The sequence below is a fragment of the Solwaraspora sp. WMMD406 genome (assembly GCF_029626025.1).
Classification (GTDB): Bacteria; Actinomycetota; Actinomycetes; order Mycobacteriales; family Micromonosporaceae; genus Micromonospora_E.
In genome coordinates this window covers 393,440-410,882 of the sequence record NZ_JARUBF010000001.1, presented here as the reverse complement: position 1 = coordinate 410,882, position 17,443 = coordinate 393,440, and the positions used below count along the sequence as shown (strand labels likewise).

The following is a 17,443-nucleotide window of genomic DNA, read 5'->3' as shown; positions in this document are numbered from 1 at the left end:
GCTTCCGGCGACGTTTCGGACAGGGGTGCTCAGACCCCGGAGACCGACCGGATCCAGCTGCGGTTGTAGGCGACCGAACCGTAGTTCTGGATGTTGACGCCGTTGGCGGTGGAGGCCACCCCGACCTGCTGGCCGTTGTAGAACTGCGGGCCGCCGGAGTCACCGCGCCAGGCGTTGCCGTTGATCCGGGTGCTGCGGATGGCCCGTCCGCCGTACGCGTCGGTGACGCTGGTGCTGGTCACCTGAACCGAGGCGGTCTTGAGCTGGCTCGACGCCGAGCAGCCGCTGTAGCAGGTCATGCCCCAGCCGTAGATGCTGTTGGTCGAGCCCACCGGCGGGTAGCTGCTGGACAGCGTCACGTACGAGGTGCTGATCGGGCTGGAGAAGTAGAGCAGGGCCAGGTCGTACTGTCCGTACGCGGCGCTGACGGTACGGGTGACGCCGCCGGACGACCGGTAGACGCTGCCGACCCGGACCGACATCGAGCCGCTGACGCAGTGCCGCGCGGTCAGCACCCAGTTGGGGGCGATGATCGAGCCGGAGCAGGTGAACGAGCCGTTGCTGAAGACCGCGGCGGCCCACGGCGCCGAGGAGACCGTACCGCCGCCGATGATTTCTTCCGGCGCGGCGGCGGCTGTCGAGGGGGCGGCGAGTACGCCGATCAGGGTGGTGGCGACTGCCGCCAGGGTCAGGCGAAAGCGCATGGAGGGGGCTCCTTCCGAGGGGTAACCCGAGGTGACGGGTCGGGTGAGCCACCGCCTCCGGACGGGTGTCCGGTCGGCGGAGTGTTACAGCGAACGTCCGATGGCTGCCATCAGCCGTTTGACGATTGACGGTAGGCGTCGGCGGGGGCATCTACAAGGATCAAATCGAGGTCATACGATGCGGTGATGTCCTCCTGGTCGGTACGGCGCGTCGTCGCCGTCGTCCCCGTCGGCCCGTTATCCGATCGTGGCTGATTCGTGGCCCGATCACCGGTTCGCCTCGTGGACGGCAGCTGCGGCGGACCCGGCGTCACCAGGTAGGCTGACCATTGCGCGGCCCGTTCGTGGCCGGCACCCCAACGCGTACACGGTCAGGAGTGCCACGTGGCTCGCGTCGTCGTCGACGTCATGCTCAAGCCGGAAATCCTCGATCCACAGGGTCAGGCGGTCGCCAACGCGCTGCCTCGACTCGGGGTCGGTGACGTTTCGTCGGTACGGATCGGCCGGCGGATCGAGATCGAGTTCGCTGGCGAACCCGATCTCGACCGGGCTCGTGAGATCGCGGACAAGTTGCTGGCCAACCCGGTGATCGAGGACTACTCGGTGCACCTGGGCGAGCGGACCGAAGGAGCGGACGAGCCGTCATGACCGCCCGGATCGGTGTGGTGACCTTCCCTGGGTCGCTCGACGACGGTGACGCCGCGCGGGCCGTACGGCTGGCCGGTGGTGACGCCGTGCGGCTCTGGCACGACGACGCCGATCTGCGCGGCGTCGAGGCGGTCGTGCTGCCGGGCGGCTTCTCGTACGGCGACTATCTGCGGTGTGGGGCGATCGCCCGGTTCGCTCCGGTGATGCAGTCGATCGTCGCCGCCGCGCACGGCGGAATGCCGGTACTGGGCATCTGCAACGGTTTTCAGATCCTGTGCGAGGCCCATCTGCTACCGGGGGCGCTCACGCGCAACCAGCATCTGCACTTCCGCAACCGGGATCAGATGATCCGGATCGAGACCGCCGGCACCGCGTTCACCAACGCCTTCTCGCCCCGGCAGGAAGTGCTCATCCCGCTCAAGAGCGGCGAAGGGTGCTACGTCGCCGACGATCGGACCCTCGACGAGCTGGAGGCGACCGGCCGCGTGGTGGCCCGGTACGTCGGCGGAAACCCCAACGGGTCGCTGCGCGACATCGCCGGCGTCACCAACAAGGCCGGCAACGTCGTCGGGCTGATGCCCCACCCGGAACACGCCGTCGAGGACCTGACCGGCCCATCCCGCGACGGGCTCGGGTTCTTCACCTCCATCCTCAAGCACCTCGCGGGAGTGCCGGCATGACCATCCAGTCCGACACGACGTCGACCGGTGCCGGTGGTCCGACCGGTGCAGTCGGACCGGCCACGGCCAGCGGCGGCCCGGCGCTGCCGATCGACCAGTACGTGGGCAGCCCGGACACCGTCGAGCGGGCCACCGACACGCCCGACGAACTCCAGCCCTACCCGGACCTCGGGCTACGCGACGACGAGTACGAGCGGATCCGGCAGATCCTCGGTCGCCGGCCCACCCAGTCCGAGCTCGCCATGTACTCGATCATGTGGAGCGAGCACTGCTCATACAAGTCGAGCAAGGTGCACCTGCGGCAGTTCAGTGAGAAGGCCCCGCCGAGCGAGCTGATGCTCGCCGGCATCGGCGAGAACGCCGGCGTGATCCGGGTCTCCGACGACCTCGCGGTCACCTTCAAGGTCGAGTCGCACAACCACCCCAGCTTCGTCGAGCCCTATCAGGGCGCGGCCACCGGCGTCGGCGGCATCGTCCGGGACATCCTGGCCATGGGCGCCCGACCGGTCGCCGTGATGGACCCGCTGCGCTTCGGCGCCGCCGACCACCCCGACACCGCCCGGGTGCTGCCCGGCGTCGTCGCCGGGGTCGGCGGCTACGGCAACTGCCTCGGCCTGCCCAACATCGGCGGCGAGGTCGTCTTCGACCCCTGCTACCAGGGCAACCCGCTGGTCAACGCGCTCTGCCTCGGCGTACTGCCGGTGCACCGGCTGCAGAACAAGGCTGCCGCCGGCGCCGGCAACATCGTGGTGCTGATGGGTGCCAAGACCGGCCGCGACGGCATCGGCGGGGTGTCGGTGCTAGCCAGCGCCACCTTCGACGACGCCAGCCAGCAGCGCCGCCCCTCGGTGCAGGTCGGCGACCCGTTCATGGAGAAGCTGCTGATCGAGTCGTGCCTGGAGCTCTACGACGCCGGTCTGGTCGTCGGCATCCAGGACCTCGGCGGAGCCGGCCTGACCTGCGCGTTGACCGAAACCGCCGCCGCCGCCGGCACCGGCATGCGGGTCTGGCTGGAACGCGTCCCGCTGCGCGAACCGTCCATGGACCCGCACGAGATCCTGGCCAGCGAGTCCCAGGAACGGATGCTGCTGATCGTCGAACCGGCCAAGCTCGACGCCGTACTCGGCACCGCCGCCAAGTGGGGCGTACTCGCCACCGCGATCGGCGAGGTCACCCCGGCCGAGCCGGACGGGCGACCGGGCCGGCTGGTGATCAGCTGGCACGATCACGTCGTGGTCGACGTACCGCCGGGGTCGCTGGCCGACGACGGGCCGGTCTACGCCCGGCCGATGCGCGAGCCGGCGGACCTGATCCTGCTGCAGGCCGACCGGGCCGAGACCCTGCCCCGGCCCGGTACGCCCGACGAGCTGCGGGAAACCCTGCTGCGCATGATCTCGTCGCCGAACCTGTGCGACCGGACCTGGGTCACCGAACAGTACGACCGGTACGTGCTCGGCAACACGGTGCTCGCCCAGCCCGAGGACGCCGGTGTCATCCGGATCGACGAACGGACCGGGCTCGGGGTCGCGCTGTCGGTCGACGGCAACGGCCGGTACGCCCGGCTCGACCCCTACCACGGCGCCAAGCTGGCGCTCGCCGAGTCCTACCGCAACGTCGCCGTCAGCGGAGCCCGGCCGGTCGCGGTGACCAACTGCCTCAACTTCGGCTCGCCCGAGGACCCGAGCGTGATGTGGCAGTTCGCCGAAGCGGTCCGAGGGCTGGCCGACGGCTGTGCCGAATTGGGCATCCCGGTGACCGGCGGCAACGTCAGCTTCTACAACCAGACCGGGGCGGCGGCGATCCACCCCACCCCGGTCGTCGGGGTGCTCGGCGTACTCGACGACGTCACCCAACGGGTGCCGATGGGCTTTCTGCCGCCCTCCCACGCCGACGGCGACCTGATCATGCTGCTCGGTGAGACCCGGGTCGAGCTTTCCGGGTCCGAGTGGGCGTGGGTCACCCACCAGCACCTCGGCGGTACGCCGCCCACCGTCGACCTGGCCCGCGAACAGACGCTGGCGACGGTGCTCGCCGAAGCCGCCCGGGTCGGCCACATCAGCTCGGCGCACGACCTGTCCGACGGCGGCTTGGCGCAGACGCTGGTCGAGGCCTGCCTACGGCGGGGGATCGGTGCCCGGATCGCGCTGCCCGACGGGTTCACCGACGGCTCCATGCCGTTCGTCTTCCTGTTCAGCGAGTCCGCCGGCCGGGCGATGGTGGCCGTGCCGCGCGGGCGGGAAAAGGCGTTCACCGCGCTCTGCGTCGAACACGGCCTGCCGTGGACGATGATCGGGGTCACCGATCCCGGAGCCCGGCTGCTGGAGATCCGCGACCAGTTCACCGTCGGGCTGGACGAGCTGCGGGCGGCGTACACCGGCACCTTGCCGGCGCTGTTCAGCGGGGTAGGTCCGGTCAACGTACCGGCGGCTCCCGAGGACCCGGATGCCATCGGCGCGGTCTCGGCCGAGGCGACCGCCGTGGACACGCCGATCGATGCCACCGGAGGTCCGGCGACCATCGATGTCGACCCGGACGCGTCGGTTTCCGACGACGAGAACGTCGACGTCACACAAAGTTCGGTGCCTGACGGGCCGCGAGCCGCTGCGGATCCCGCACAGCCCGTCGACCGTCCGTCGACGGTGGTGGTGGCCGAGGAACCCGACGCCAGCGACTCGTCTGCTTCCGATCCGGCCGGCTCCGATCCGGCTGCTACCAATCCGGGGTGAGTCGGCCGCCGGCCGGCCAGCCGGGAAGGACTGACCAGCGAACAGCCGTGATCCTCGCCTGCCGGTTGGTGATCCCTGCCGGCTAGGTGATCCCTGCTTGTGGTGCAAGGGGCCTTCGGCGATGTCAGTTCGCGGTTGATGATCGGACGCGCTCCATCTGCGCGACACGCCGGGTGCGGAGCAGATGGAGCGCATCCGATCATGGAGTCCGGTGCGGCGCAGCCGTGGAACCGGGCAGGTCGGTGGGCAGTGCTGGTTGGGCTGTGCAGAACTCGTGTGGCGCAGCCGGTTGCTAGTCATCCAACCAGTCGAGCGAACGGCGTTCGGCGCGGCCGGCCGGCGGCGCGCCGGCACCGTGCCGGGACTGATCGGCTGGTGGCGGGTCGTCGTAGGGCGGCGGCTGACCATACGGCTGACCGTAGGTCTGCTGCTGCTCGTAACCACCGCGCTGGTCCGGGACACGGCGATCGTCGTAACCGGCCGGCGGTGGATAACCGGCGTCGCGCCGGTCGTAGCCGGTCCCGGCCTGGTCGTAGCCGGTCCCGGCCGGCGGACCGTACGGGTTGCCGCCAGCGTCGGGAGCGCTGCCGTAGCCGGGCCCGCCGTACTGCTGGCCACCGTAGTCGCCGCCTCGGTCGCCGCCTCGGTCGCCGCCTCGGTCGCCGCCTCGGTCGCCGCCGTAACCAGCCGACTGGTAACCACCGCCACCGGACCGCTGGGGATCGCCGTAACCGTCACCGCCGTAACTGCCCGCCGGGGCACCGTAGCCGTCCCCGGCACCGCCATACGGCGACTGTGGCTGGTCTCCCCGGTAGCCGGCACGCGGTGGCTCCGGCCCCCGAGGCGGCGGCGGGACGTCGTCCCGGCCGGGCTCCTGGCTGCCGTACGGCGCGGAGTCGTACGGCGAAGCGGCGCGTCCGTAGCTGGCGTTCGGATCGTATCGTCCGGTCGGCTCGTCGTAGCGGTCGTTGCCGTACCCGCCGGCCGGCTCGTTGCCGTACCCACCGGCGGAATAGCCACCTGTGCCGGGGTCGCCACCGTAGCCGCCACGGGCCCGATATCCCTCGGCGGCGTATCCGTCGTCGACCGGTGGCCGTCCGGCGGGAGCGCCGTACTGGCCCGGCATGGAGGCACTGCCGTATCCGCCGCCGGAGGAGGGTGCGTTGCCGTACGGTCCGCCGGACGACGGTGGTGAGCCGTACGGTCCGCCGGAGGAGGGTGGTGAGCCGTACGGTCCGCCGGAGGAGGGTGGTGAGCCGTACGGTCCGCCGGAGGAGGGTGGTGAGCCGTACGGTCCGCCGGAGGAGGGTGGTGAGCTGTACGGTCCGCCGGAGGAGGGTGGTGAGCCGTACGGTCCGCCGGAGGAGGGTGGTGAGCTGTACGGTCCGCCGGACGACGGGGTGTTGCCGTAGGTGCCACTGGACGGGCTGGCCTGCGGGGTGCTTCCGTACGCACCGGCCGCGCCGGAGGAGGGTGCGTTGCCGTACGGTCCGCCGGACGACGGCGGCGGTGAGCCGTACGGTCCGCCGGACGACGGCGCGCCGTAGACGCTGGTCGCACCGGCGGCACCAGCCGCGCTGGCGCCGTACACAGGTTGGGTCGGCGGGCCGCCCCAACCGGAACGTTGCTCGGAGCCGAACCCGGGCGTGGGACCAGCCGGTGGATTCGGACCGGGTGGCGGTGCCCCGTACGGGTCGGGGAACTCGTCTCTGATCGGCGCCATATTGTGCAGCATGGTCGGCGCGTCTGCCAGGGACGGTCGGGTGACCATCGTCGCGTCCGACACCGGACCATCGGGCATCGGTGGCATGGCCACCCGGGTCGCGTCGTCCGGCGCGCCGTGGTAGATGCCCCGACTGGCCGGTGCCGAGGCCCGGCCGCCTCCACCGGGACCGTCGTCCGCCGGCTCCGCCTCGTCGGCGAGATCGTTGTCCTTGCGGCGGACCAGTAGCAGCACGATCGCGCCGACCCCGAGCGCGACCAGCAGGCCGCCCATGATGATCAGAAGCCAGGAGCCCATGCCGCCACCCGTGCTGTCTTCGTTGGCGAGGTTCTGCGTGTCGACCGGCGGGATGCTCTCCACGGCGGCGGTCGGCGTGGCCTCTGCGGACGCTTCCGGGGTGGCCTCGGGAGTCGGCGAGGGGGTCGGTTGCACGTTCGACTTGAGCGTTATCCGGTCCACGGTGACCGACTGGCCAGCCGAGGCGGTGATCCGTTTCGGTTCGCTCTGGTCGTATCCGTCGGCGAGCGCGGCGATCCGGATGTCCCCGGGGGCGATCGGCCGCTCGGCGGAGGACGTGAAACGGTAGTTGCCGTTCGCGTTGGTGGTGGTGTCGTAGGTGTTGTTCTGCGAGTCGCTCATCGCGACGGTGGCGCCTTCGATCGGCTCGCCGGTGGAGACGTCGGTGACCTTGCCGGCCACCTCCTTCACCCGGGGCGCTTCCTGCGGCCCGCGTACGGTGACGTCGCGCCGGGCGGTGCCGCTCTCGTCGCCGACCTGCGCGAGGATCTCGACCCGGCCGTTACGGGTCTGGTTGGTGCCGATCTCGCCGGCGACGAGCTGAACGGTGAACCGCTTACTCTGCCCGAGGTCGATGGTGTCGGTGAAGTCGCAGGAGCCTTCGCAGCGTAGTTCGCCGATGTTGGTGGTGACCCGGATGTTGAACGACGTCTGCGGGTTCTCGTCGTCGGAGCTGTTGTTGTTGCGGACCTCGAACTCCAGGGTGGCCCGCTCACCGGGGCTCAGGGTGCCGTTGGAGAGGGCGCGGATGTCCACCTGGGGCGCAGCGGCCAGGGCGGGGGCGCCGGGTAGGGCGACGAGTGTCACGGCTGCCAGTGCCGCGACAACACCGGCCCGCGTGAGCCAGGCTCGTGGGTGTGTTGTCACGTCCACCGCCTTCCGGTTCGATCCTTCCCCCCGCGCCGGGCGTCGGGCAGGGGCCACCCGTGACGAGTACACCGTCGGCAACTATGCCTTGCCGAGACGGATCAGCGCGACCCAGGGCCGGCAGGAACTAGGGCTGGGGGAGGTCGTATCGTCCCGACGTGTCCTCTCCGCACAGTAAGTCCGCTGCGCTGGTCACGGTCTGCGACGCGCTGACCGCTGGTGTGCCGCCGCCGCGTGCCGAGTTGCGGGACGCCGTCCGGCTGCTGCTGGCGGGTCTGGCCGATCGCGCGCCAGGCCGATCGGTGGAGGTACGGGTCCCACCTTACGGTGCAATTCAATGCGTAGCCGGTCCGCGACACACCAGAGGCACCCCGTCGAACGTGGTGGAGACCGATCCGATCACCTGGGTGCTGGTGGCAACCGGGCGGCTCGAGTGGTCGACTGCCGTACAGAACGGACGGATAGCAGTCAGCGGCGCACGATCCGACATCTCTGACTATTTGCCGATCTATCACGGTGAAGAGGTTTGAGGTGCCGGGGCGACGGCAACTCCGCCGATGGGACGGTGCCGAGCGGGCCGGGGCGAGTGACCGCAAGAGCCCGACGAGTTCGGCGACCTGGGGGTGGGTCACCCCAAAAGGAGCACTCTGGGCCAACTGGAACCTCGCGTACACTGTTCGGCGACGGTAGTGCGGTGACAGCTCGGGCTGAGGCGGCAGGTCAGGCGTCAGTTCAGACCAGTAATTGAGGAGCGGCAGGTGCCTCGAGGCGACGGCCGGTTGAGTCACGACCTTGATCCCCAACGACCCGGTCCGCAGGACGCGTGCGGCGTGTTCGGTGTCTGGGCCCCCGGCGAGGAGGTCGCCAAGCTCAGCTATTTCGGTCTCTACGCACTGCAGCACCGGGGCCAGGAGGCCGCCGGGATCGCGGTGAGCGACGGTTCCGGGGTGGTCGTCTACAAGGACCTCGGTCTGGTGGCGCAGGTCTTCGACGAACCGACCCTGGCCAGCCTGCGTGGACATCTGGCCATCGGGCACGCCCGGTACTCCACCACCGGCGGATCGACCTGGGAGAACGCTCAACCGACCATCCGTGCCACCAGCGCGGGGACGACCATCGCTCTGGCGCACAACGGAAATCTGGTCAACACCGCCGAACTCGCCCGCGAGGCGGCCGAGCGCGGCATGTCGGCCGACGGCTCGACCTCCGACACCGCGCTGGTCACCACCCTGCTGGCCAGCCGGCCGGATCTGTCGGTCGAAGCGGCCGCCCTGGAGGTCCTGCCGACCCTGCGTGGCGCGTTCAGCTTCGTGTTCATGGACGAGACCACCCTGTACGCGGCCCGTGATCCGCACGGTGTCCGGCCTCTGGTGATGGGCCGGCTGGAGCGTGGCTGGGTGGTGGCGAGCGAGACTGCGGCGCTGGACATCGTCGGCGCGTCGGTGGTTCGTGAGGTCGAGCCGGGCGAGTTGATCGCCATCGACGAGCATGGCCTGCGGTCGGCCCGGTTCGCCCCACCGGACCCGAAGGGCTGCTTGTTCGAGTACGTCTACATCGCTCGCCCGGACACCTCGATCGCCGGGCGCAACGTGCACTCGGCCCGGGTACGGATCGGCCGCACGTTGGCGCTGGAGCACCCCGTCGAGGCCGACCTGGTGATACCGGTGCCGGAGTCGGGGACCCCGGCGGCGATCGGATACGCGGAGGAGTCCGGCATCACCTACGGCGCCGGTCTGCTCAAGAACGGGTACGTCGGGCGGACCTTCATCCAGCCCTCGCAGACCCTGCGGCAGCTGGGCATCCGGCTCAAACTCAACCCGCTGCGGGAGAATGTGCGTGGCAAGCGGCTGGTCGTGGTCGACGACTCGATCGTGCGCGGCAACACCCAGCGGGCGATCGTCCGGATGCTGCGGGAAGCCGGCGCGCTGGAGGTGCACGTACGGATCTCGTCACCGCCGGTCAGCTGGCCGTGTTTCTACGGCATCGACTTCGCCACCCGGGCCGAACTGTTGGCCAACGGTCTCGACACGGAGGGTATCCGTCGTTCGATCGGTGCGGATACCCTGGGTTACGTGTCGCTTGCCGGCTTGATAGCAGCAACCGAGCAGCCGAAGACACGATTGTGTCGGGCATGTTTCGATGGGGAGTACCCAATCGAGTTGCCAGCTGGCAACCTGATCGGTAAGCACGTGCTCGAAGGTGTGGACCGCCGAGTCGTAGGCGGGGTCGGCCAGCAGGGGGGCACCGCAGAGCAGGACCACCAGGCCGGGGTCGACCGGACCGGCCCGGGCGTTCCACCGTTCGCTGTCAGTCCCGGCGGCGTCGACGCCCTGCACCGCCCGTAGCACCGACCGGACCGCCCAGCTGTTCCGGTCGGCAGCCCGAGTCGAGTGATCCTCGACAGCTACCCGACGCGGTCGTAGCCGCGAGAAGCACAAAGGGGAGAACCGTGACGCACGTGACTGAGCGCGGCAACGCGGAGACCGGCCCGACAGCCGACGGATCCGGGGCCAAATCGGCCAACCGTCAGCCGTGGACCGCCGGGTCCGGCCGGTCCGGGCGCAAACGCACGGTGACCTACGCCGACGCGGGGGTCTCGATCCATGCCGGCGAGCGGGCGGTCGAGCTGCTCAAGTCGAAGGTGCGCAAGACCACCCGCCCGGAAGTGATGGGCGACATCGGGGGGTTCGCCGGTCTGTTCCGGCTCGACGTGCAGCGGTACAAGCACCCCATCCTCGCCTCGTCCACCGACGGGGTGGGCACGAAGTTGGTCATCGCGCAGCAGATGGACATTCACGACACCGTCGGCATCGACCTGGTCGCGATGGTGGTCGACGATCTGGTCGCCTGCGGCGCTGAACCGCTGTTCCTGCTCGACTACATCGCCTGCGGCGAGGTGGTCCCGGACAAGGTCGCGGAGATCGGTGCGGGCATCTCCGACGGTTGCCGGTACGCCGGCTGCGCGCTGCTCGGTGGGGAGACCGCCGAGCATCCGGGTGTGCTGCGTCCGGACGAGTACGACGTGTCGGCCACCGGGGTCGGCGTCGTGGAGGAGAGCGACATCCTCGGCCGGGACCGGGTCGAGGTCGGCGACGTGGTGATCGCGATGCGCTCGTCCGGTCTGCATTCGAACGGATACTCACTGGTGCGACACGTCCTGCTGGGTGCTGGCCGGATGCGGCTGGACACCGTCGTGGACGACTTCGGCGGACAACGGACCCTCGGCGAGGAACTGTTGACCCCCACCAAGATCTACGCACGCGACTGCCTCAAGCTGATCGAGGAGTGCGAGGTGCGGGCGATCGCCCACGTGACCGGTGGTGGCATTCCCGGCAATCTGGTGCGGATTCTGCCCGAGCACGTGGACGCGCTGGTCAACCGGGCCACCTGGCGTCCGCAGCCGATCTTCGATCTGGTGCAGGCCAAGGGCCGCATCGAGGACAACGAGATGGAGTCGACGTTCAACATGGGTGTCGGCATGTTCGCGATCGTGTCGGCGCAGGACGCCGACCGGGCGCTGGCCTGCCTGACCGGCCGGGGCATCGAGGCCTGGCAGGTCGGCGACATCATCGAGGGCACCGGCAAGGTGCAGATGGTCGGTCACCACACCCGCGGCTGAAGCGTCGATCCGCCCCGGTCGCGGTGGCGTGGTCGATGGCTGAGGTCCGCCGCCCGGGATGTCCGGGTGCCGGTCGACGACGGCTCGATCCGGTGCCTCTACCGCCTAGCCTGAAACGACACCGGACAGGCGGTAGGAGGGTCGATGATCAGGGACGGAAGCCGGCCGCTCGGGTCAGGTGGTGGTGCACGACCGGTCCCGGCCGGAATGCGCGGTCTGGCCAGCGTTCCCAGCTATGTGGTGATGCAGCCGACAACTCTATGTAATCTCGACTGTACTTATTGCTATCTCCCGTTGCGGGCGGCGAACCGACGGATGCCGGTGTCTGTCGCCGCCGCCGTGGCGGAGTCGGTCAACGGATGGGCGGCGCGGCAGCGGTTCTCGGTGGTCTGGCACGGCGGTGAGCCGCTCGCCGCCGGCCGGGAGCACCTGGCCGGTCTGCTGGCGCCGTTCAGCCCGGACGTCGAGCACCACGTGCAGACCAACGCCACCCTGATCGACGACGCCTGGTGCGAGTTCTTCGTCGACCGCCAGATCCGGGTGAGCATCAGCGTGGACGGCCCACGGGCCCGCAACGACGAGCGCCGTGGTCGCAGCGGGCGTCCCGCGTACGACCAGATCGTCCGGGGGGTCGAGACGCTGCGCCGGCACGGAATCGACTTCTCGGCGCTCTGCGTGGTCAGCGACCCGACGCCGGGCCTGGCTACCGAGCTGTACGAATACTTTCTCGGCCTGGGCTGCGACGTCCTCGGTATCAACATCGAGGAGACGGAAGGGCTGAACACCCGGTCCAACGCCTGGTCCCCGCAGGCGGTCTCCGGGTTCTGGGCGGAACTGGTCGGTGCCTGGCGGCGGTCGCCCCACATTCACCTGCGCGAGGTGGAGTGGTCGTTGCGGTATGCCGCCGCCGTCTTGGACGGTCACGCCGACCAAGTGCTGCCCCGCCAGCTCGACCCGATCCCCACGATCGGCTACGACGGCGCGGTGGTGCTGCTCTCACCCGAGCTGGCCGGCTTTTCCGACCCCAGGTACGGGGACTTCAGCAGCGGAAACGTGCTAACGGACAGCTTGGCGAAAATCCTGGGGACGGCGCAACGCGCCGCCTGGGTGCAGGAGTTCGTTGCCGGCGTCGAGGCATGTCGTACCAGTTGTGCGTATTTCCGTTTTTGCGGAGGTGGACATGCTGCCAACCGTTACTTCGAACACGGGCGTTTTGACGGTACGGAGACCAATCACTGCCGTAACAGCAAGATCCACCTACTGGAGGGAGTGTTGGCCCATGCCAGAGACCAGCAGTCGTCCCCGGAGTGACCGCGCCGACGTCGGCGCTGCCGCGCCACCGCTCGGACCCGGCCGGTCGCCCGGCACCGGGCAGCTGACCGCCGTACCGCCCACCGGGGTCGTCGCGGCCGCTGGAGTCGTCGCGGCCGCTGGACCGTCCGGGCCGTCGGTGCACCCTGCGGTCATCAGCGACGCCGAGCCCGGTGACCATGACCCGGCCAGCAGCGGGGTCGACGGGGTCGACCTGGTGACGGAGCGGGTGCACGAGGCCCGGCACGGACTCGTCCGGCTGCTCGCCGAGGCGGATCAGGCCAGACGCCGACGTGCCGAGGCGACCGATACCGCCGACGGGTCTGCGGTCTGTGCCTGGAACCACTTCGAAAACATCCCGACCTTCTACAACTGGAACAACCGGCCGCGCTGAGGCGTCCGGGTCCGGTTCAGCCGCGCTGAGGCGTCCGGGTCCGGTTCAGCCGCGCTGAGGCGTCCGGGTCCGGTTCAGCCGCGCTGAGGCGTCCGGGTCCGGTTCAGCCGCGCTGAGGCGTCCGGGTCCGGAAGGTCGGCGGTGACCCGAACGTGGGAACTGTCCGGTGGTGCGCGCCCAGATCGTCAAGGCCGCGCACCACCGGATGGTGACTGTTCCGACGCACACTCGCTTGCTTGGGCCGGAGTCTTCCGTCGACATGAATCAGCACGCGGACCTACCGCGTGCTCTGCTCCAGCCGGACCCTCAGCGGGACGAGGCGGGTGTCCAACTACCCCGGCCGTCCTCGTCGTCCTCGTCATCGTCGGCGAGGTACGGGTCGTACTCGTCGTCGAATTCACGGTCCGACTTGCCGCTGCCGGCGAGCTCTCGCTGCAAGGCGGCGAGGTCGGTGTTCGGGGAGTGATACTTCAGCTCCCTGGCCACCTTTGTCTGCTTGGCCTTAGCACGGCCGCGCCCCATGGCTCGACCCCCTCGCACAGAATTCGGGGCAGCCCGAAGGCGGGCCCCGATGACGTCAGGCATCTCTCGTGGCTCTTACGGTACATGGGCAGACCCGGGTTCGGCACCTCGGGTTGCATCGGGTCGTCCCCGCGCGTCATCGAATATTCGTCAACCCCCGGCTGACGGCGGGGTAAGGAGCTCTCGTCCCCGCCGCCCGTGACCCGCCGTGACCCGTTCAACGCAGATGGATCGTCCGCAATCGGCCGACTTCGGCCATCCGCCGTTCGGCCAGTCGGTCGGCCACCACCGCCGGTGGCACTCCCTCGTCTTGGGCGCCGCGCAAGATCTGCAGGGTGGTGTCGAAGATCCGGGTGGCCCGGGCCTTGGCCCGGTCGAAGTCGAACCCGTACCGGCCGCTCGCTGACGGCGTCCGGCCGCCGATCACCTCGTCGGCGACCTGGATCACGCCTCCGGCGTTGACGACGTAGTCGGGCGCGTAGAGGATGCCCCGCTCAGCCAGCGACTTGTCGATGCCGGGATGCGCGAGCTGGTTGTTGGCGGCGCCCGCGACGATCGCCGCCCGCAACACCTCGACGGTGTGGTCGTCCAACCCGCCGCCGAGCGCGCACGGGGCGTAGATCTCGATGTCGCTGCGGATCAGGGCCTCCACGTCGGCGATCAGATCCACCTGTGGGTAACTGGCCTTGGCCCAGGCTAGGGCCTGCTCGTCGACGTCGGTGGCCACCACCGAGGCGCCTTCGTCGATCAGATGGCCGGTCAGGTGCTTGCCGACCTTGCCGAGCCCGGCGATGCCGACCCGACGGCCGGCCAGGCTCGGCGTACCCCAGCGGTGTTGCGCCGCCGCCCGCATGCCTTGGAAGACGCCCCAGGCAGTGAGGATCGACGAGTCGCCGGCGCCGCCGGACTCGCGGCTGCGCCCGGTGGCGAAGCGGGTCTCCCGGGCGACGACGTCCATGTCCGGTACGTAGGTGCCGACGTCGCAGGCGGTGTAGTAGCGACCGCCCAGCGATTCGACGAAGCGCCCGTACGCGCGCAGCAGGGGTTCGGTCTTGAGCTGTTCCGGGTCGCCCCAGATCACCGCCTTGCCGCCGCCGAGGTCGAGGCCGGCCATGGCGTTCTTGTACGCCATTCCCCGGGACAGCTCGAGCACGTCGCGGAGGGCGTCGGCCTCGCTGGCGTACGGATGGAACCGGGTCCCGCCGAGGGCCGGTCCGAGCGCGGTCGAATAGATGGCGATGATGGCCCTCAGCCCGGTGGGTCGGTCCTGGCAGAAGACGACCTGTTCGTGCCCGGTCGCCGCCGGGTCGGCGGTGGTGGCGAAGACGCCCATGTCTACTCCTGGGGTCGGTGGCACCCTCGTGAGGTGCGGTCCGTGGCGCCGGCCGGTGAGCCGGTGCGATCGAGCCTAGTATCGACCGCGACGTGGGCGACCTCGCCGACGTACCGGTTTGCGCTCGCGTACCGGCTTGCGCTCACATACCGGTTGTGCCCGCCAGGGGCGACGCCGAGCGGTTTCGTGGGAGGATCGCGCCGTGCCGTCCCTCTTTGCCGCGTACCTGCGGGTCTACGAGCCGCTGACCGCCTTCGACCGCGAGCGGCAGGCGTACTGGCGTCGCTATGTCCGTGACGGTCGGGCAGTCGGCCCGCTCGACGGTCCGGGCCGGCAGCGCACCGTGGTCATCGAGGCGCTCGGGGCGGGCTGGACGCGGCTGCCCGACCTGCCGGACGAGGCGTACGTGCTGGAGTCCGACGACTCCTTGCTGATCTGTCCGTGGAACCTTCGGGTGCGGGTCGCGGAGGCGGCGTTGAGCGCCCGGGACGGCGTCCCGTCCGTGCTGGCCGACGCCTTCGTGCCGCCGATCCTGGCCGGGCAGGCCAGGGCGGTGGTCGACGACTGGCGCAGCGGAGCGCGGGTGTTGGAGCAGGGCGTGCCGAGGGTGCATGAACAGGCGGCGACGTGGGGAGTGCCGCTGCGGTGGTTCGTCTTCGTCGATCTCACCGAGCGCGAACTGGTGACCGCCCGGCCGCGTCGCGCGCTGCGCTACCGGACCGAGATCTCCAAGGCGCGGCGACGGGCTTCCCGAGGGCTGTCGGTGCTGCGCAAGTCGGTGGGTGACGCCCCGATCACCGAGGCGGTCGAGGAGAGCGCCCGGTGGTTGGAGGAGTTCCATCCGCGTTCGGTCGTCGAGCTCGACTACGGCGGGTTGGTGCAGCTGTTGCCGGACGAGGCGCTGGAGTCGGACGACTCACCCGGGTTGGTCGCGGCGGGGCTCGCGGCATTGTCCCGGGGCGACGCCGATGAGGCCAGCGAGGCGTACGAGAAGCTGGTGGCCCGCTGGCGGGCCGTGCAGTTGCTCGAACGCTGCAACTAGTGACCTTCGGTAGTCACGATCGGTCGATACCATCCCAAATCACGCATATCTTAGTGGCACCGAACCGTCGTTTCCGAGGTTTATTCGTAATCAGGCCTTCACGACTGGTGATCAAGAGTCCGATTAAGATATGTTCTGGTGTAAAAAATATACAAAAATCGGTCATTGCTCATCCGTCCATCCAAGGACGTTCGGCCGTTCGGCCCATGTCGGACATCGGGGACTAGCCGGACCATGGGAGACGCGTCGGCCGGCGGGACCCCGGCCGATGTCTATAGCACTGTGGAGGAGTGACTGATGGCATCGCGTACGCACGAACCAGAGCCGCTGCTCACGCCGGCCGAGGTGGCGTCGATGTTCCGAGTCGACCCGAAAACCGTCACCCGGTGGGCGAAAGCCGGCAAGCTCAGCGCCATCCGGACGTTGGGTGGGCACCGCCGTTACCGGGAGTCGGAAGTTCGTGCCCTGCTGCAGGGGCAGATTCCCCAGCAGCGTCAGGGTGATTGACAAGCCTCTCTCCAGATGGGCTGACATCGGCTAGCCGGGGGCGGGAATCTGCGGTACGTCCGGAGATTCCCGCCCCCTTAGTCTGTCCGCGCCCAAGACGGATCGGCTCGGGACGGATCAGCTCGTCGGCGGGTGCCCGCCGTCTCCGTCCACCACCTCGTCCGGGGTGCCGTCCTCGTCGAGGTCGACCATGGTGATGTCCACTTTGCCATCGCCATCCGTGTCGAACTGGTACATGTCGGCCTTGCCGTCGCCGTCGGTGTCCACCACCCAGACGTCGGTCTGACCGTCGTTGTTGGTGTCCGCCTTGAGCAGGTCGACCCGGTCTTCCCCACGGGTCTCGACCGTCTCCTGGGTCTCGCTCATCGCTGTTCCTCCATAGCTCACGTCGCGACTTCCCGGATGTGACAGTAGGGTGCCGGCCGATTCGCCGCGACCCGAGCCCACTCAGCGCGCGGCGTACGGGTTGACCTCGGGGTTGACGTAGGTGACCTGGTCGGCGATCCCGTCCTGGTCGATGTCCCGCAGGATCTGGTCCGCCACCCCGTCACCGGTCAGGTCGACCTGGACCTGGTCGGCCCGACCGTCGAAGTTGGTGTCCTGGGTCCAGGTGTCCGCCTGGCCGTCGAAGTTGGTGTCCTCCACCACGTGGTCGATCAGACCGTCACCGTTGGTGTCCGACGAGGTGACGTCGATCATGCCGTCACCGTTGGTGTCCACGCTGACCTGGTCCACCAGACCATCTCCGTCGAAGTCCCGCAGCATGCTGTCCAGCCGGCCGTCGCCGTTGACGTCGTGGTATGCGACCTCGGCGATCCCGTCGCTGTCCTGGTCGTGCAGCACCGTGTCGGCGTACCCGTCACCGTCGGAGTCGATCACCACGTCGGTGGAGCCGTCGATGTTGTGCTGGACCACCGTGTACGCGTCGCCGCCGTACGGCTCGTAGCCGGCGTCGGTGTGGCCCGGGTCGCCGTACCCCGGGTCGTCGTGGCCGCCGAGACCCTGCTCCGCCTCGATGGTGTCGTCGCTGAGGGTCGGGTCGACGTACTCGCTCATCGCGGTTCCTCTTT

General features: G+C 69.5%; 16 protein-coding genes. 10 read left to right on the top strand and 6 right to left on the bottom strand.

Annotated features, from left to right (window positions below; genetic code table 11):
• Positions 1 to 29: 29 nt before the first annotated feature.
• Entirely contained in the window at positions 30 to 704 is a 675-nt protein-coding gene (locus O7632_RS01740) for a DUF1986 domain-containing protein (RefSeq protein ID WP_278110842.1), read from the bottom strand.
• A 384-nt stretch (positions 705 to 1,088) separates the two neighbouring features.
• On the opposite strand from O7632_RS01740, the gene purS reads away from it, so the two are divergent.
• Genes purS through purL form a run of 3 tightly spaced genes read left to right on the top strand, consistent with a single transcriptional unit; the run spans position 1,089 to position 4,758 of the window.
• Positions 1,089 to 1,352: a phosphoribosylformylglycinamidine synthase subunit PurS gene (gene purS, locus O7632_RS01735; RefSeq protein WP_278110840.1), complete on the top strand. Its 264-nt coding sequence runs from the start codon at positions 1,089 to 1,091 to the stop codon at positions 1,350 to 1,352.
• Positions 1,349 to 2,032, top strand: coding sequence for a phosphoribosylformylglycinamidine synthase subunit PurQ (gene purQ, locus O7632_RS01730; protein ID WP_278110838.1), 684 nt, complete (start codon positions 1,349 to 1,351; stop codon positions 2,030 to 2,032). The genes purS and purQ overlap by 4 nt, the downstream gene beginning before the upstream one ends.
• Entirely contained in the window at positions 2,029 to 4,758 is a 2,730-nt protein-coding gene (gene purL, locus O7632_RS01725; RefSeq protein ID WP_278110836.1) for a phosphoribosylformylglycinamidine synthase subunit PurL, read from the top strand. The genes purQ and purL overlap by 4 nt, the downstream gene beginning before the upstream one ends.
• Positions 4,759 to 5,050: 292 nt before the next feature.
• Here the strand turns inward: purL and O7632_RS01720 are convergent, their stop codons facing one another.
• Positions 5,051 to 7,585, bottom strand: a complete 2,535-nt coding sequence (locus O7632_RS01720; RefSeq protein WP_278110834.1) for a carboxypeptidase regulatory-like domain-containing protein — start codon at positions 7,583 to 7,585, stop codon at positions 5,051 to 5,053.
• Positions 7,586 to 7,833: 248 nt separating this feature from the next.
• Between O7632_RS01720 and O7632_RS01715 the strand changes: the two genes are divergently transcribed.
• From O7632_RS01715 to amcA, 5 genes are all read left to right on the top strand, one after another.
• Complete coding sequence (locus O7632_RS01715; RefSeq protein WP_278119769.1) at positions 7,834 to 8,175, top strand: sterol carrier family protein; 342 nt, start codon at positions 7,834 to 7,836, stop codon at positions 8,173 to 8,175.
• A gap of 228 nt (positions 8,176 to 8,403) precedes the next feature.
• Positions 8,404 to 9,990 (top strand): amidophosphoribosyltransferase, encoded by a 1,587-nt coding sequence (gene purF, locus O7632_RS01710; protein WP_278110833.1) that lies wholly within the window; start codon positions 8,404 to 8,406, stop codon positions 9,988 to 9,990.
• 104 nt (positions 9,991 to 10,094) lie between these two features.
• Complete coding sequence (gene purM, locus O7632_RS01705) at positions 10,095 to 11,264, top strand: phosphoribosylformylglycinamidine cyclo-ligase (protein ID WP_278110831.1); 1,170 nt, start codon at positions 10,095 to 10,097, stop codon at positions 11,262 to 11,264.
• Between the two features lie 207 nt (positions 11,265 to 11,471).
• Positions 11,472 to 12,575 (top strand): cyclophane-forming radical SAM peptide maturase AmcB, encoded by a 1,104-nt coding sequence (gene amcB / locus O7632_RS01700; RefSeq protein ID WP_278119767.1) that lies wholly within the window; start codon positions 11,472 to 11,474, stop codon positions 12,573 to 12,575.
• Between the two features lie 214 nt (positions 12,576 to 12,789).
• Complete coding sequence (gene amcA, locus O7632_RS01695; RefSeq protein ID WP_278119765.1) at positions 12,790 to 12,969, top strand: multiple cyclophane-containing RiPP AmcA; 180 nt, start codon at positions 12,790 to 12,792, stop codon at positions 12,967 to 12,969.
• A 306-nt stretch (positions 12,970 to 13,275) separates the two neighbouring features.
• On the opposite strand, the gene O7632_RS01690 is transcribed toward amcA, so the two are convergent.
• On the bottom strand, positions 13,276 to 13,491 hold the full coding sequence (locus tag O7632_RS01690; RefSeq protein WP_278110829.1) for a DUF3073 domain-containing protein: 216 nt from the start codon (positions 13,489 to 13,491) through the stop codon (positions 13,276 to 13,278).
• A gap of 217 nt (positions 13,492 to 13,708) precedes the next feature.
• Positions 13,709 to 14,824 carry a Glu/Leu/Phe/Val dehydrogenase dimerization domain-containing protein gene (locus O7632_RS01685; protein ID WP_278110826.1) on the bottom strand — a complete coding sequence of 372 codons (1,116 nt, stop codon included), beginning with the start codon at positions 14,822 to 14,824 and terminating at the stop codon, positions 13,709 to 13,711.
• A gap of 202 nt (positions 14,825 to 15,026) precedes the next feature.
• Here O7632_RS01685 and O7632_RS01680 point away from each other — a divergent pair, with 202 nt between their 5' ends.
• Positions 15,027 to 15,866, top strand: coding sequence for a hypothetical protein (locus O7632_RS01680; RefSeq protein ID WP_278110824.1), 840 nt, complete (start codon positions 15,027 to 15,029; stop codon positions 15,864 to 15,866).
• A gap of 297 nt (positions 15,867 to 16,163) precedes the next feature.
• Positions 16,164 to 16,373, top strand: a complete 210-nt coding sequence (locus O7632_RS01675) for a BldC family transcriptional regulator (RefSeq protein WP_007073996.1) — start codon at positions 16,164 to 16,166, stop codon at positions 16,371 to 16,373.
• A 117-nt stretch (positions 16,374 to 16,490) separates the two neighbouring features.
• Here O7632_RS01675 and O7632_RS01670 read toward each other — a convergent pair whose 3' ends face one another.
• Both O7632_RS01670 and O7632_RS01665 read right to left on the bottom strand, forming a co-directional pair.
• The gene (locus tag O7632_RS01670) at positions 16,491 to 16,739 is read right to left on the bottom strand and encodes a hypothetical protein (protein ID WP_278110822.1); all 249 of its coding nucleotides are present in this window, start codon (positions 16,737 to 16,739) and stop codon (positions 16,491 to 16,493) included.
• An 81-nt stretch (positions 16,740 to 16,820) separates the two neighbouring features.
• A complete protein-coding gene (locus tag O7632_RS01665; protein WP_278110820.1) occupies positions 16,821 to 17,429 on the bottom strand; it encodes a hypothetical protein in 609 nt (202 codons plus the stop codon).
• Between the last annotated feature and the right edge of the window lie 14 nt (positions 17,430 to 17,443).

Excerpts from the sequence above, each read along its gene's own strand:
- O7632_RS01675 (WP_007073996.1), top strand. The coding sequence starts at position 16,164 with ATGGCATCGCGTACGCACGAACCAGAGCCGCTGCTCACGCCGGCCGAG.
- O7632_RS01690 (WP_278110829.1), bottom strand. The coding sequence starts at position 13,491 with ATGGGGCGCGGCCGTGCTAAGGCCAAGCAGACAAAGGTGGCCAGGGAG.
- O7632_RS01670 (WP_278110822.1), bottom strand. The coding sequence starts at position 16,739 with ATGAGCGAGACCCAGGAGACGGTCGAGACCCGTGGGGAAGACCGGGTC.
- purQ (WP_278110838.1), top strand. The coding sequence starts at position 1,349 with ATGACCGCCCGGATCGGTGTGGTGACCTTCCCTGGGTCGCTCGACGAC.
- O7632_RS01740 (WP_278110842.1), bottom strand. The coding sequence starts at position 704 with ATGCGCTTTCGCCTGACCCTGGCGGCAGTCGCCACCACCCTGATCGGC.
- O7632_RS01685 (WP_278110826.1), bottom strand. The coding sequence starts at position 14,824 with ATGGGCGTCTTCGCCACCACCGCCGACCCGGCGGCGACCGGGCACGAA.
- purL (WP_278110836.1), top strand. The coding sequence starts at position 2,029 with ATGACCATCCAGTCCGACACGACGTCGACCGGTGCCGGTGGTCCGACC.
- amcB (WP_278119767.1), top strand. The coding sequence starts at position 11,472 with ATGCGCGGTCTGGCCAGCGTTCCCAGCTATGTGGTGATGCAGCCGACA.
- O7632_RS01665 (WP_278110820.1), bottom strand. The coding sequence starts at position 17,429 with ATGAGCGAGTACGTCGACCCGACCCTCAGCGACGACACCATCGAGGCG.